The sequence below is a fragment of the Roseovarius sp. BRH_c41 genome (assembly GCF_000961715.1).
Lineage (GTDB): Bacteria > Pseudomonadota > Alphaproteobacteria > Rhodobacterales > Rhodobacteraceae > Roseovarius.
In genome coordinates this window covers 141,879-156,014 of record NZ_LADY01000047.1, presented here as the reverse complement: position 1 = coordinate 156,014, position 14,136 = coordinate 141,879, and the positions used below count along the sequence as shown (strand labels likewise).

The following is a 14,136-nucleotide window of genomic DNA, read 5'->3' as shown; positions in this document are numbered from 1 at the left end:
ACCGGGATCAGCCGCCAAACTGGCCCTCATAGACCGGTTCCAGGGTCGGCGTGTCAAAGAGCGACGACACGCTGGTGCCGCTCCAGATGTTGAGAATGGCTTGGGCAAAGACCGGGGCGGTCGGGATGATGCGGATGTTTGGCGTCGCCTTGACCGCCTCTGTGGGCAGGATCGTGTCCGTGATCACCATGGATTTCAGAACGGATTTGGTGATGCGCTCGACCGCCGGGCCGGACATGACGCCATGGGTGGTATAGGCATGCACCTCGCGCGCGCCGTTTTCCATCAGCACTTCGGCAGCCTTGCACATGGTGCCCGCCGTGTCGCACATGTCATCGACGATGATACAGATCTTGTCCGTCACATCGCCGATCACGGTCATTTCCGCAACCTCGCCCGCCTTCTCCCGGCGCTTGTCGACAATCGACAGCGGAGCGGTGATCCGCTTGGCCAGTTCGCGTGCCCGCGCCACGCCGCCCACGTCCGGCGAAACCACCATCACATCCTGCGTCCGACCTTTGAATTGCGTCATGATATCCAGCGCAAAGATTGGCGAGGCGTAAAGGTTGTCCACCGGAATGTCGAAAAAACCCTGAATTTGTGCGGCGTGCAGGTCCATGGTCAGCACCCGCTCAACCCCGGCCTCGACAATCATATTGGCGACAAGTTTTGCCGAGATCGGTGTCCGTGCCTTGGAACGGCGATCCTGCCGCGCATAGCCGAAATAGGGAATCACGGCGGTGATGCGCGCCGCCGAGGACCGGCGCAGCGCGTCGGCCATGATAAGCAGTTCCATCAGGTTGTCATTGGCCGGGTTCGACGTGGGCTGGATGATGAACATATCCTCGCCGCGCACATTTTCGTAGACCTCAACAAAGATTTCCTGATCGTTGAACCGTTCGACCCGTGCGTCGACCAGTCCGACGTTGACGCCGCGGTGCATCGACATTCGCCGGGAAATGGCCGTGGCAAGCGGCATGTTGGCATTGCCCGAAATGAGCTTCGGTTGCGATGTGGCTGGCATGATGTGTCCCCGGCTGCACAGTGTGACAGATTCGTGATGTTGACACCGCTTAGCATGTGGTCATGCTCAGGCAAAGCGATGCAGCAAAGGAACGCGCCGAAATGGCCCATATTGACTATTATTTCTCGACCCTCTCTCCCTATGCCTATCTGTCGGGCGCGGGGCTGGAGGAGAGCGCGGCGCGCCATGGCGCGAGCATCACCTACAAGCCGCTCGACATCATGGCGCTCTTTGCGCGCACCGGCGGCGCTGCCCCGGCGGATCGCCACCCGTCGCGCACCGCCTATCGCAATCAGGAATTGCCGCGTCAGGCGAAAAAGCGCGGCATGGCCCTGACGCTGAAACCGGCGTTCTGGCCCACCAATCCCGCGCCCTCGTCCTATGCCATCATCGCCGCGCAGAGCGCGGGCGGTGGTGATCTGGGCGGGCTGGTGCAGTCCATCCTGCGCGCCTGCTGGGCGGAGGAGCGCAACATCGCCGAGGATGAGGTGATCCGCGATTGCCTCAAACGCGCCGGATTTGACCCGGCATTGGCCGACACGGGGCTTTTGAGCGGCGCGGAAACCTATGCCACCAATCTTGAAGAGGCGGTGGCCGCCGGCGTCTTTGGCGCGCCCTTCTATGTGGTGGACAGCGGCCAGAATTTCTGGGGTCAAGACCGGCTCGAGGATCTCGACCTGCATCTGGCGGGCAAGCTCTGATCCGATGCCAGAGGGGCTGAGGGGCGGGTTTCCGACCCATTGGACAGAGCTGGGCGCTGGCCCGCGCCGCGCTTTGGCGATCCATTGCTCTCTGTCGCATAGCGGCAGTTGGGGGCCCTTGGCGCGCGAGGTGAGCGGCGCGCTGCGGCTGACGGCGTTTGATCTGCCGGGGCATGGGCAAAGCGGGGCTTGGTCCGGCGCGGACGAGATTCAGGCGGTCAGCACCGCGATGGCCGCCGATTTTCTCGACGCACCCACCGATATCATCGGGCATTCGTTCGGCGCGACGGTGGCGTTGCGGTTGGCGGTCGAGCGCCCGGATCTGGTGCGCTCGCTGATCCTCTACGAGCCGGTGTTCTTCGCCGTGGGTCTGCACGATCAGCCCGGCTTGCGGGCGGGCCATGTGGCGGAAATGGCGGAGTATGCGGCGGGCATGGCGGTGGGCGATTTTCTGCGCGCCGCCGAGGGGTTTACCGGCGTTTGGGGCGACCGGCGCGGATGGACGGCCCTGCCTGAGGGCGCGCGCGCCGCGATGGCGGCCCAGATGCCGCTGATCGAGGCGGCGACTGCTGCGCTCTATGAGGACGCAGGCAGGATGCTGTCGAGCGGTGCCTTGGAGCGGATCGGCGTGCCGGTTTTGCTGATGGAGGGCAGCGCCTCGCCCGAGGTCATTGCCGCGATCAACGCGGGGCTTGCCGCGCGGATACCAGATGCGCGCCGCGTTGTGGTGCAGGGCGCGGGGCATATGGGGCCGATCAGCCATGCGCGCGTTGTGGCGGAGGAGATTCGGGGGTTTCTCGGAGGGATGAAGGAGGATTAACGCGGGACGGTCCAGCGATCGCGCGGTGGCGCTCCGCGCCTTGCTCCGCGCGGGGGGCTACATCAGATCGCTGAGCGCCACCGGTTGACCGGGCGCATCGGCGAACTCCACCGCTTCGACATCGACCAGCACGACTGCCCCGCGCGGTCCCTCAAGAATCACCCGCGTGCCCTCGCGCCCGATTCCGTAAGCCTCCCGCGCCCCCGGCAGAATCGCCAGATCGCGGCCCGCGCCGCCGTGCATCCGGTCATTCCCGCCGGAACCGACCAAGACATCGTCCCCGGCAGCACCCAGCAGAATATCCGCCTTGGCCGTGCCCTCAAGCCGCGCGCCATCCGGTCCGGCGCGCTGCGTTACACCATGCAGGAAAACGCCCTCCGCGCGCCCTGCATCCCAATCCGGCGTCACCGCATTCGCGCGCATCAAAGCCTCCCAGCGAGGCGTCATATCGTCGAGATGCCGGAGTGCGCCCCAACTGCCCCATTTCGAGGACGAAGCCACATCGACAAAAGCGTTGAAAAGCGTGCCGCCCGCCGCTGTCCAGCCGCGCAGCAATTCGTCATAGAGTACGCCCATCTGCGGGCTGTAATTGAACCCGACAAAGAACTCGGTCAGCGCGTCATTCTCGACCACGGCCCCTTGGCCCACCACATGCGTGCCACCCTCATACATCACCAACCGAAGCCCATGCCGGGCCGCGACCCCGGCGTGATAGGGCAGGGTATCGCGCAGCAACGCGCCCAAGGAGCCCTGCCGCAGCGCCTCAGCGGCCAGATCATACGCCAGATCATAGCGATGCGCGGCCAGATACGCCTCGGGATCAGCGCCGGTCTCGACCGCCTTGGCGCGGGTCACCGCCTCGCTTGCGGCGATCCAGCCCAGCACCGCAGCCACCTCATCCTCACCGCCCAGCTCATAGCCGAAATACCCGGTCACGGCATAGGCATCAAAGCGGGTGACGGGCGGTTCGGTCAACTGTCCGTGCTGCAGGGCGAGAGGGGCCATCAAGAGCGGCTCTTCCAGCCCCGGCCAGCCGGTATGGGTGCCGACGACGACCTGCAAGCGGTCCTCTTGGCCGGCAAATTCCGCCCGCCAGATATCCGCCATCTGCGCCGCACGCAGCCCCGCGAATTGCATCCAGGCATCGTCGCCCGCGTCGTCACCCCAGAGCGCCAGCGCCTGATCGCGGACCCAAGCGGTCTGGGGAAACATGAAATTCCAGACCTCGTTGGAATATTCCACATGCGCTTTGAGGGCAGAGTCCAAATGGTCGCGCAGATAGGTGGCAAAGCCCCGGATATAGCCGTCATCGGCCATATGTGGCATGTTCACCCAAGGGTCGGCACCGATCTGGTTGGCGAGATCCACCATCACCTCGACCGGCACGCCGCGCCAGATATAGGTGGCATCTTCTGGCACCGGGCGGTCGTCCCATGTGACCTGCGGCGCGCCATTGGTGAACATCCAGTCCATAAAGCGGATCACGCGCAGATCGGCCACCTTGTCGATCCAGAGCGGGTTGAAGATCACGCCCAACTCATGCAGCGCCACCTGATCCTCGCGCACCACGGTGATGTCGCGCAGCGGGTCGGCGGCATCGGTCTCCAAGAGGCTGAGCGCCACCGGCCCTTCGCCGGGCGTCACATCGAACCGCACCTCGCGCTTGCCATAGTCATAGCGCACGTTATCAGCGCGCCCTACGACCCGGATCACGCCGGTGCCGGTGTAGCGCAGCAGATACCGCCCGCTCAGATGGCTCGCCGCCTCAGGCTGATCGGTCAGGATGAACGCCTCCAACGCCTTGGCCCCGTCGGGCAGCGCCAGCGGCCAGCCGAAGGCGTCAAGATAGCCGCCTGCCCGCAAGGCCTCGGTCGAAAAGGCACCCCATTGATCGGCGGTATGACCCACCCAAGGGCGCGCAGTCTTCATCACATCGACAAAGGGGTGCTGGCTCGACCAATCCGCAATCCCGTTCAGCCCCATGCCAAGGCTGGGGTTGGCCAGACCCACGCCGTGGGCGGCCTCTGCCGCTTGCCCCGGCGCCGTGACCTGCGCCGCGTCGCGCAGCCCCAAACCCTGCGCGATCTCTTCGGTCAGGCGCATATAGGTCTCACGCACCAGCGGGTGCAGGCTGTCGGGCAGTTGAAATGCCGACAGGGCAGGGGTCTCGAACAGCCCGGAATAGGTGATGAGCGCCGCCAGAAAATAGAGCGTGGCGGTGCCGTGCGGCGCGTCATCGGAATAGAGCGCCTCGACCGGAATATCCTCCAACAGGCCGGTTTGCAGGCCAGAGAGCACGGATGAGACCGGCAAAAGCGTGATCTCGACCTCGGGGCGCGCGGCTTGCAAACCCGCCACATAGTCGCGGAACCAGTCGTGATAATCGCTGAGCGCATAGCCATGCCAGCGGCGCAGATTACGCGCTGAGGGCGGAAAACCTCGGGTGAAGCCGCCCATGTCAGGCCAGCCTTCGTAGATCACGATGCGCGCGCCGGGCCAGTCGGCGATGGCGCGGTCGATCACGTCGAGTGTCACCGAGACCGGGCTGGCATTGCCGGGATTGTCACCCTCGAACTCCGCATCAGGCGCTTGATATTGAATGAAATTCGCAGGCGTGATCAGCACGGTATCAGCCGCACCGCGCCGCGCGGTCACGCCCTCGAAGGACCAGTTCGGGGCGACGCCCTGCGCCGCGAAATCGCGCAGAAATCCCCATTGCCCCGAGAGCGCCAGATCGCGCCCCCCCGCCTGCGCCAATCGCGCCAGCCAATAGGGCACATTGGTGGCCGGATCGTCGCTGAGGTGATGCACCAGCGAATTGCCGAACACATGCGCGCTGAGCGCTGCGCGCTCGGCCTGCACCGGGGCCGTGCCCAGAATGAAAAGCGCCCCGATGAGGCCAATCAGATGTCGCACGGTCCGTTCCCCCTGTCTTTTCCCCAATATAGAGGCGGGACGCGCGTCTTGCCACTCTCTGCGGTGCCATGCGGGGAGAAGGGGATTCTTGAGTATTTTAACCAAGATAAAGCAGGGGCCTGCACTTCCTCCTTTGCCCGCGCAGGGGGATCGGGCAAAAGGAGGGGATGACGCCTGATGATCTGGTTCTCACCCCTCTTGGTCTGCGATTCCGCGGGCAGCGCTATCCCTGCACCCTCGGGCGCGGCGGCGTGTCGGCGCGCAAACGCGAGGGGGATGGGGCGACGCCGGTTGGCAGTCACCGCATCGTCGGCCTGCTCTATCGCCCCGACCGGATGGCGCGGCCCACCGATTGGGCGGTGCCGATCCGACCCGGTGATCTGTGGTCGGATGATGCGAGCCATGAGGATTACAACCTCATGGTGCGCGCGCCCTATCCGCATAGCCATGAGGTGCTGCGCCGGGCCGATCCGCTCTATGATCTGGTGCTGATCACCGATTGGAACTGGCCGCAGGCGGTGCGCGGGCGCGGATCGTGTATCTTTGTTCACCGCTGGCGGCGACCGGGGTTTCCCACGGCGGGCTGTATCGGGTTGCGCCCGGATCACCTGCTCCGCATCGCGCGCCAGATCACCTATGGCGCGCGATTGATCGTGCCGCCTCAGCCGTAATCGCGGTCGCCGAAAATGGCAGAGCCCACGCGGATATGCGTCGCCCCCTGCGCAATCGCGCTCTCGAAATCGCTGCTCATGCCCATCGACAGGCCTGAGAGCCCGTTGCGCGCCGCCATTTTCGCCAAGAGCGCGAAATGTAGGCTCGGCTCCTCTTCGACCGGCGGGATGCACATCAGCCCCTTGACGGGCAGATCGAGCGCGCGACACTCGGCCACGAACCCATCCACGGCCTCGGGCAGCACACCCGCCTTTTGCGGCTCTGCGCCGGTGTTGACCTGCAGAAAGAGGTCAGGGCAGCGCCCCATTTCCTGTGCCAGACGTGCAATCGCCTGCGCGATCTTGGGCCGGTCCACGGAATGGATGGCCTGAAACATCTCCATCGCCTGCCGTGCCTTGTTGCTCTGCAAGGGGCCGATGAGATGCAGAACGATCCCGGCATAACGCTCTTGAAAGGCCGGCCAGCGGCCAGCGGCCTCTTGCACCCGGTTTTCACCAAAGACCCGGTGGCCCTGATCGAGCACGGCGGCAACGCGCTCGTCAGGTTGCACCTTGGAGACTGCGATCAAGTCCACATCCTCCGGTGCGCGCCCCGCCGCGACGCAGGCCTTGTCCATCCGTGCCTTGATTTCGCTCAGCCCCATGACCGCTCCCTCATATTGCCTGTGCCTTGCATGCCACAGCCCACGGGCCCGGCACAAGTGCGCGACAAACCGTCAAACGGCTTGCCCCTCCGCCCCGGCTTGGATAGTAGGGATGGAAACAATCTCGGACGGTGCCATGACCCATTCGCGTCTCAAGATCCTCGGCCTCACTGCGACCTGTCTCGTGCTTCTGAGCGGGTGCGGCGGGTTCAAGAACGCCACGCTCGACGAAGAGGCGATGCGCGTGAAGGGCGGGCGCGAGCGACAGGTCGCGGCGGGAGACGGCTCGATCCTTGATGCCTTTCGCGGCGCCAAGGACACAGTCAAGGTCAACCGCTTTCTCTGGACCGCCTCGCTTCAAGTTCTCGATTTTCTTCCCATCGAGGCCGCCGATCCCTTTACCGGCGTGATTTCCACCGGCTATGGCACCCCGCCGGGCGGCGGCCAGTCCTACCGTGCCACGATTCTCATCAGCGACCCGGCGCTTGACGCTCGCTCGCTCAACGTCGCCCTGCAAACGCGAGGGGGGGCGGTCAATGCCGCCACTGAACGCGCGGTCGAAGATGCGATCCTCAACCGCGCCCGGCAATTGCGGATCAATGCGGCGCGCTTCTGACCAATCCGTCGGCATGGTGGCGCTCGTCTAGCGCCTGCCGGATAATCTGCTGCGCCGAATTGACAAAGAGCGAGGCCATAAGCCCCGCCACGATCAGGTCGGGCCAGCCAGAACCGGCCCCCCAGACCGCCAGCGCCGCGACCATCACCGCGACATTGCCAATCGCATCGTTGCGCGAACACAGCCAGACCGAGCGGACATTGGCGTCGCCATCCTTATAGGCCATGAGCAGGAGCACGCTCGCTACATTCGCGGCCAGTGCCAGAAACCCGATGCTGCCCATGATCCCGGCCTCTGGCACACCCAGATAGAACACCCGGTAGACGGTTGTGCCCAGCACCCAGAGCCCCATCGCCATGAGGCTGAGCCCCTTGAAGAGCGCCGCCGTGGCCCGCACCCGCATCGACATGCCGATCACAGCCAAGGACAGCCCATAGGTCAGCGCATCGCCCAGAAAATCCAGCGCATCCGCCTTGAGCGCCTGCGACTGCGCCGCTTGCCCTGCGACCATTTCCACCCCGAACATCGTCGCGTTGATGGCGATCACCATCCACAACCTCCGCCGGTAAACCGTTGACACACCGTCGAACCGCGCCTCATGGCCACAACATCCCGCCATTGCGAGCCTCCTTTGCATTTGCGTCACAGGCAATGTAATCTCTCTAGTGACTAGAGCTTCAAGAGGGTGTTGCATGTTTTTCTCGATTGGCGATCTGGCGGCGCGCACTGGCGTCAAGGTGCCCACCATCCGCTATTACGAATCCCGTGGCCTGCTCTCGGCCCCGCTGCGCAGTTCGGGCAATCAGCGTCGCTACGGGCATGCCGAGTTGGAGCGTCTGGGCTTTATCCGGCACGCCCGCGATCTGGGGTTCTCGCTCGAGGCCATCTCTGCGCTGATCGAGTTGCAGGACCACCCCGACCGCGCCTGCACCAGCGCCACCCGGATCGCGCAGGGCCAACTGGACGCGGTCCGCGAGAAAATCCGCCGGTTGCGCGCGCTCGAGTCGGAATTGGCGCGAATCGCAGAGGGCTGCACGGGCGACGGCGCCGCGCGCGATTGCTACGTGCTGGCGTCACTGGCGGATCACGATCTCTGCGTTCAGGATCATGCGCGCGACACCAGCCCCTCGACCCAACTCACCTGACGCGGCAGGCAGATCGTGCGCAAATCATACTGCGCGCGGATCAGGTCGCGCGCATTGGCGCCCAATCGCGCCCGCTCGTCTGCGTCCTCCAAGAGCGCACAAACCTCACCCACCAGCGCATCGCGGTCAAAGAAATCCACCAGCCGTCCGGTCTCTCGATCCGTGATGACCTCGCGCACCGGGGCGGTATCGCCTGCGACAATCGCCGCCTCGCAGGACATCGCCTCCAACAGCGACCAACTCAGGACAAAGGGATAGGTCAGGTAGACATGCACGCGGCTCACCTGCAACAGCCGCAGGAACTGATCATAGGGAATGCGCCCCAGAAACTGCACCCTCTGCCAGTCGGGCGTGGAAATGCGGCCGCGCACCTCGTCAATGAATATCTGCTTCCAGGTCCGGCCCTTGGGGGCGCGCGCGCCATAGCTCACCTCGTCGCCGCCCACGATCAGCACCGTGGCATTGGGCCGCTCGCGCAAGAGGCGCGGCAGCGCGCGCATGAACACATGATAGCCGCGATAGGGCTCCAGATTGCGGTTCACAAAGGTGATCACCTCATCGGCGCGGGTCACGTCGCATTGCCCCTCGATCGTCAGCCGCACATCGGGCATGGGGCAGGCCTGAATCGTATCGACCCCGTCATGGCTGACCGTGATCCGCTCGCGAAACGGGCTGGGAAAGGTATCCGCCTGAAACCGCGTCGGGCTGATGCCCGCGTGTCCCTGCTCGAAATGCAGGTGGTTGTTGATGTTCTTCATCCGGATGCGCAGCGTTTCGGCCTCGATATCCGTGCTGGCGAATTCGGGATCGAAATTCAGATGCGGATAACCCGCGAGATGATACAGTTCGCAATAGAGCCCCAACCGCGCCTCAGGCCAGACATCCCGCAGAAAGAGCGATTCACCCCAACCCGGATGGGCCAGAATGACATCGGGCGTATAGCCCTGGTTCCGCAGGGCGACCGCCGCCCGCCAGCACGCCTCGCCGCGCGTGACTTTCGTGTCAAGATCGACCAGCCAAGGGTGCAGCTTTTGCCCATCCCGCTTGGGCAGGGCATAGGGGATCACCTGCACCCCTTGCCAATTGGTCGCCTCCTTGACCCGCAGCGTCAGCGCCACGCACTCATGCCCCTGCCGCGCCAAAAGCGGGGCCAGATGTTTGTATTGGCCGGGAAAATTCTGATGGATGAAAAGGATTTTCATGTCTATCCGCACTCGGTCTGCCCGCAGCCGTTATAATCAGCGCATCCGCCCACGCAAACCCCCCGCATTTTTGCGCGCGCCCACTGGACCCGCGCGCCCCAACCGCCTATCACCCCCTGCAACAACCCTATCAGCAAGAGGCTCGCCCCATGTCGCGCTATTCAGCCAGTGACGTCGAAGCGAAATGGCAATCCGCGTGGGACGCGGTCGAGGTTTTCCGCGCTCGTCGCGACGAGACGCGCCCGAAATATTACGTGCTGGAAATGTTCCCCTATCCGTCGGGACGCATCCACATGGGCCATGTGCGCAACTATACGATGGGCGACGTGGTGGCGCGCTACAAGATCGCGACGGGGCATAACGTGCTGCACCCGATGGGCTGGGACGCCTTCGGCATGCCCGCCGAGAATGCCGCGATGGCCTCGGGTGGCCACCCCAAGGACTGGACCTACAGCAATATCGCCGACATGCGCGCCCAGATGAAGCCGTTGGGCCTCAGCATCGACTGGTCCCGCGAATTCGCCACCTGCGATCCCGAATATTACGGCCAGCAACAGGCGCTCTTCCTCGACTTTCTGGAACATGGCCTCGTTTACCGCAAGAACGCCGTCGTGAACTGGGACCCGGTCGATATGACCGTTCTGGCCAATGAACAGGTGATCGACGGCAAGGGTTGGCGCTCGGGCGCAGAGGTGGAGCGGCGCGAACTCACGCAGTGGTTCTTTCGCATCTCCGACTTTGCCGAGGACCTGCTCGAGGCGCTGGACACCCTCGACAACTGGCCCGCCAAGGTGCGGTTGATGCAGGAAAACTGGATCGGCAAATCGCGCGGGCTGCAATTCGCCTTTGGCCTCATCGACGGCCCGGACGGGCATGACCGGATCGAGGTCTACACCACCCGCCCCGACACCCTGATGGGCGCCAGTTTTGTCGGCATTTCGCCCGATCATCCGCTGGCCAAGACGCTTGAACGCGAGCGCGCCGACGTGGCGGCGTTCTGCGCCGAGGCGCGCAAGGGCGGCACCACCGCCGAGGCGATTGAGAAGGCCGAGAAGCTGGGCTTTGATACCGGCCTGCGCGTGCGCCATCCCTTTGACACCGCTTGCGAATTGCCGGTCTATATCGCCAATTTCATCTTGATGGATTACGGCACAGGCGCGATTTTCGGCTGTCCGGGCCACGATCAGCGCGACCACGAGTTCGCGCGCAAATACGACCTGCCGATCCTCGATACCTTTCTGCCGCTTGAGGGGGATCACGACATTGAGGCCTCGCCCTATGTGCCGCTCAAATCCGAGCGCGTGCGCTACACGCGGCTTGTCGCGGGCGAGGAAATCCAGAGCGGCGAGGCGGGCGTCAATGCCGCGATCGAGTTCTGCGAAACCAATGGCGTAGGGCAGGGCGTCACCAAATTCCGCCTGCGCGATTGGGGTCTCTCACGCCAACGCTACTGGGGTTGCCCGATTCCGGTCGTGCATTGCGACACCTGCGGCGTGGTGCCCGAGCGCAAGGAAAACCTGCCCATCCGCCTGCCCGACGATGTCACCTTTGATGCCCCCGGCAACCCGCTGGACCGCCATCCGACATGGCGCGACTGCACCTGCCCGCGCTGCGCTGCGCCCGCCCGGCGCGAGACCGACACGATGGACACCTTCGTCGATTCAAGCTGGTATTACGCCCGCTTCACCGCGCCCCACGCCGCCACGCCCACCGACATGGCCGAGGCCGAGTACTGGATGAACGTCGACCAATATATCGGCGGCATCGAACACGCGATCCTGCACCTGCTCTACTCCCGCTTCTTCGCCCGCGCGATGCAGATCACTGGGCATCTGCCGCAAAAGGCGATCGAGCCATTTGATGCGCTCTTCACCCAAGGCATGGTGACGCATGAGATCTACCAGACCCGCGATGCGGCGGGACGCCCCGTTTATCACCTGCCCGAAGAGGTGAGTGAGGGGCGTTTGGCGAATGGCACTGGAGTTGAAATCATCCCCTCCGCCAAGATGTCGAAATCCAAGAAGAACGTCGTCGATCCTTCCACCATCATCGCGCAATATGGCGCTGATACCGCCCGCTGGTTCGTTCTCAGCGATAGCCCGCCCGAGCGCGACGTCGAATGGACCGCATCAGGGGCCGAGGCCGCGCATCGCCACCTGAGCCGGGTCTGGCGCATCGCCGCCGAGATTGCCGCGAGCGACGCCCCCGCCACGCTGGACGATGACACGCTCTTGCGCGAGATGCACAAATGCATCGACGAGGTCACCAAGGGCATCGACAGCTTCGGCTTCAACGCCGCCATCGCGCGGCTCTATGCCTTCACCAACACGCTCGCCAAATCGCAGGCGGGGCAGGGCGCAAAAACCAGCGCCGCGCGCGCCTTGGCGCAGCTCATGTCGCCTATGACCCCGCATCTGGCCGAGGATATCTGGGCCATGTTGGGGGGCGAGGGGCTGGTCACAACCGCGCCTTGGCCCATCGCTGACTCGGAGATGCTGATCGACGACACGGTGATTCTACCCATTCAGATCAACGGCAAACGGCGCGGCGAAATCACCGTTCCCGCCGATATGCCGAAATCCGAGGTTGAAAAACTGGCGCTGGCCCACAATGCTGTGCTCAAGGCGCTGGATGGGGCCCAGCCCAAGAAAATCATCGTTGTCCCCGGACGGATCGTGAATGTCGTCGTTTAACCGTCGCCTCCTTCTGCTCTCGGGCTTGGCCTGTGGACTTGGCGCAGTGGCAGCCTGTGGTTTTGCGCCCGCCTATGGGCCGGGCGGGGCCGGGACGGCCCTGATGGGGCGGGTCGAGGTCGACGCCCCCAACACACGCGCGGGCTATCTGCTCACGCAGGAAATCGAGACGCGCCTTGGCCGCGCAACCCAACCGCGTTACGCCCTCAGCCACACGATCACCCTCGACACCCAGGCCATGGCCATCAACCGCAACAACGTGGCCTCGCGCTTTAACCTCTTGGGCAGCGTTGCCTACAGCCTGCGCGATCTCGAGACCGGCGCGATTGTCACCTCCGGCGACGTCAACAGCTTTACCGGCTATTCCTCGACCGGCAGCACCGTGGCTGTGCAGGCCTCCGAGCGCGACGCCGAAACGCGGCTCATGTCCATTCTGGCCGATCAACTGCTGACCCGCCTTCTGGCCGCAGACCTGCCGCCGCCGGAATGAAGCTCTCGCCCCGCGATGCCATCCGCTATTTCGCCAAGCCCGAGGCGCAGCGCACCGGGCTCCTGATCTATGGGGCGGACGCGATGCGCGTGGCGCTCAAACGGCAGGAAATGCTGGCCGCACTGCTCGGCCCCACGGCGGATGCCGAAATGCGCCTCACCCGGATGCCTGCGGCGGACCTGCGCAAGGATCCTGCCGCGCTGATGGATGCGGTCAAGGCCCAAGGCTTCTTTCCCGGCCCGCGCGCCGCCTTTGTCGAGGATGCCAATGATACCGCCGCCGATGCCATTCTGGCGGCGCTCAGCGATTGGCGGGCAGGGGATGCGCAGATCGTCGTGACCGCAGGCGCGCTCAAGGCGACGTCGAAAATCCGCAAGGCGTTTGAAAGCCATCCCAATGCCTATGCCGTTGGCCTCTATGATGACCCTCCGAGCCGCGAAGAGATCGAGGCGGCGCTCACCCGCGCCGGTCTGCGCGATCTGCCGGGGCCTGTCATGGCTGATCTGACCGCACTCGCGCGGGATCTCGACCCCGGTGATTTTCGCCAGACCGTCGAGAAACTGGCGCTCTATAAACTGGGCGATGCAACGCCGCTCAACGCGTCTGATATTGCCGCCTGCGCACCCGCCTCGACCGAGGCGGATCTGGACGATATCCTCAATATCGTCGCCGAGGGGCGATCGTCCGAAATCGGCCCGGTCATGCGGCGGTTGAAGGCGCAGGGCACCCAGCCAGTCGGCCTCTGCATCGGGGCCACGCGGCATTTTCGGGCGCTCTATACTGCGGCCTCTGATCCCGGAGGGGCGGCGCAGGGCATCGCGCGCATGCGCCCGCCGATTTTCGGGCCGCGTCGCGACCGCATGCTGCGACAGGCGCAGGGCTGGGGCGCGGAACGGTTGCAACAGGCGCTGACAATCCTGACGGATACGGACCTCACCCTGCGCTCCGCCGCCCAACGCGCGCCGGAGATGGCGCTTGTGGAGCGGGCGCTCATTCGCCTTGCCATGCTCGCCAGCGCGCGGTGATCCGGGCGGCCCCGTGCGGCGCAGGGCCACATGCCGTTTGATCATCGCCCAGAGCCACCTCATGCCACGCCCCTTTCGACACATGCCGCGCCCCGGCGCGACTCCCCTCCCGCTCAGCCTAAGCACAGTCTGTTGATAAATCGTTAAACCCTTGCCCATTGCGCGCGGTCCCGCTTTGCAGCAAAGCTG

At 64.6% G+C, this 14,136-nt stretch carries 13 protein-coding genes; 8 read left to right on the top strand and 5 right to left on the bottom strand.

The window, feature by feature from the left end:
• Positions 1 to 7: 7 nt before the first annotated feature.
• Complete coding sequence (locus VR71_RS14045; RefSeq protein ID WP_009817607.1) at positions 8 to 1,024, bottom strand: ribose-phosphate pyrophosphokinase; 1,017 nt, start codon at positions 1,022 to 1,024, stop codon at positions 8 to 10.
• A gap of 101 nt (positions 1,025 to 1,125) precedes the next feature.
• On the opposite strand from VR71_RS14045, the gene VR71_RS14040 reads away from it, so the two are divergent.
• Complete coding sequence (locus VR71_RS14040) at positions 1,126 to 1,725, top strand: 2-hydroxychromene-2-carboxylate isomerase (RefSeq protein ID WP_045685000.1); 600 nt, start codon at positions 1,126 to 1,128, stop codon at positions 1,723 to 1,725.
• Positions 1,646 to 2,545 carry an alpha/beta hydrolase gene (locus VR71_RS14035; RefSeq protein ID WP_296430421.1) on the top strand — a complete coding sequence of 300 codons (900 nt, stop codon included), beginning with the start codon at positions 1,646 to 1,648 and terminating at the stop codon, positions 2,543 to 2,545. Before VR71_RS14040 ends, VR71_RS14035 begins: the two co-directional genes overlap by 80 nt.
• A 57-nt stretch (positions 2,546 to 2,602) precedes the next feature.
• Here VR71_RS14035 and VR71_RS14030 read toward each other — a convergent pair whose 3' ends face one another.
• The gene (locus VR71_RS14030) at positions 2,603 to 5,461 is read right to left on the bottom strand and encodes a type I secretion protein (RefSeq protein WP_045684927.1); all 2,859 of its coding nucleotides are present in this window, start codon (positions 5,459 to 5,461) and stop codon (positions 2,603 to 2,605) included.
• Positions 5,462 to 5,628: 167 nt separating this feature from the next.
• On the opposite strand from VR71_RS14030, the gene VR71_RS14025 reads away from it, so the two are divergent.
• A complete protein-coding gene (locus VR71_RS14025; protein WP_045684926.1) occupies positions 5,629 to 6,132 on the top strand; it encodes a L,D-transpeptidase family protein in 504 nt (167 codons plus the stop codon).
• On the opposite strand, the gene VR71_RS14020 is transcribed toward VR71_RS14025, so the two are convergent.
• A complete protein-coding gene (locus VR71_RS14020; RefSeq protein ID WP_045684925.1) occupies positions 6,123 to 6,776 on the bottom strand; it encodes a YggS family pyridoxal phosphate-dependent enzyme in 654 nt (217 codons plus the stop codon). The genes VR71_RS14025 and VR71_RS14020 overlap by 10 nt on opposite strands.
• A gap of 112 nt (positions 6,777 to 6,888) precedes the next feature.
• On the opposite strand from VR71_RS14020, the gene VR71_RS14015 reads away from it, so the two are divergent.
• A complete protein-coding gene (locus VR71_RS14015; RefSeq protein WP_045684924.1) occupies positions 6,889 to 7,392 on the top strand; it encodes a DUF3576 domain-containing protein in 504 nt (167 codons plus the stop codon).
• On the opposite strand, the gene VR71_RS14010 is transcribed toward VR71_RS14015, so the two are convergent.
• Positions 7,373 to 8,011, bottom strand: coding sequence for a cation transporter (locus tag VR71_RS14010; RefSeq protein WP_045684923.1), 639 nt, complete (start codon positions 8,009 to 8,011; stop codon positions 7,373 to 7,375). The two genes, VR71_RS14015 and VR71_RS14010, sit on opposite strands and share 20 nt — an antisense overlap.
• A gap of 73 nt (positions 8,012 to 8,084) precedes the next feature.
• Here VR71_RS14010 and VR71_RS14005 point away from each other — a divergent pair, with 73 nt between their 5' ends.
• Positions 8,085 to 8,537: a helix-turn-helix domain-containing protein gene (locus VR71_RS14005; RefSeq protein ID WP_009817615.1), complete on the top strand. Its 453-nt coding sequence runs from the start codon at positions 8,085 to 8,087 to the stop codon at positions 8,535 to 8,537.
• Here the strand turns inward: VR71_RS14005 and VR71_RS14000 are convergent.
• On the bottom strand, positions 8,498 to 9,739 hold the full coding sequence (locus VR71_RS14000; RefSeq protein ID WP_045684919.1) for a glycosyltransferase: 1,242 nt from the start codon (positions 9,737 to 9,739) through the stop codon (positions 8,498 to 8,500). The genes VR71_RS14005 and VR71_RS14000 overlap by 40 nt on opposite strands.
• Before the next feature lie 149 nt (positions 9,740 to 9,888).
• On the opposite strand from VR71_RS14000, the gene leuS reads away from it, so the two are divergent.
• Genes leuS through holA form a run of 3 tightly spaced genes read left to right on the top strand, consistent with a single transcriptional unit; the run spans position 9,889 to position 13,947 of the window.
• Positions 9,889 to 12,432 (top strand): leucine--tRNA ligase, encoded by a 2,544-nt coding sequence (gene leuS, locus VR71_RS13995; RefSeq protein WP_045684916.1) that lies wholly within the window; start codon positions 9,889 to 9,891, stop codon positions 12,430 to 12,432.
• Entirely contained in the window at positions 12,419 to 12,922 is a 504-nt protein-coding gene (gene lptE, locus VR71_RS13990; protein WP_045684914.1) for an LPS assembly lipoprotein LptE, read from the top strand. The genes leuS and lptE overlap by 14 nt, the downstream gene beginning before the upstream one ends.
• On the top strand, positions 12,919 to 13,947 hold the full coding sequence (gene holA, locus VR71_RS13985; protein ID WP_045684912.1) for a DNA polymerase III subunit delta: 1,029 nt from the start codon (positions 12,919 to 12,921) through the stop codon (positions 13,945 to 13,947). The genes lptE and holA overlap by 4 nt, the downstream gene beginning before the upstream one ends.
• The last annotated feature ends 189 nt before the right edge of the window (positions 13,948 to 14,136 follow it).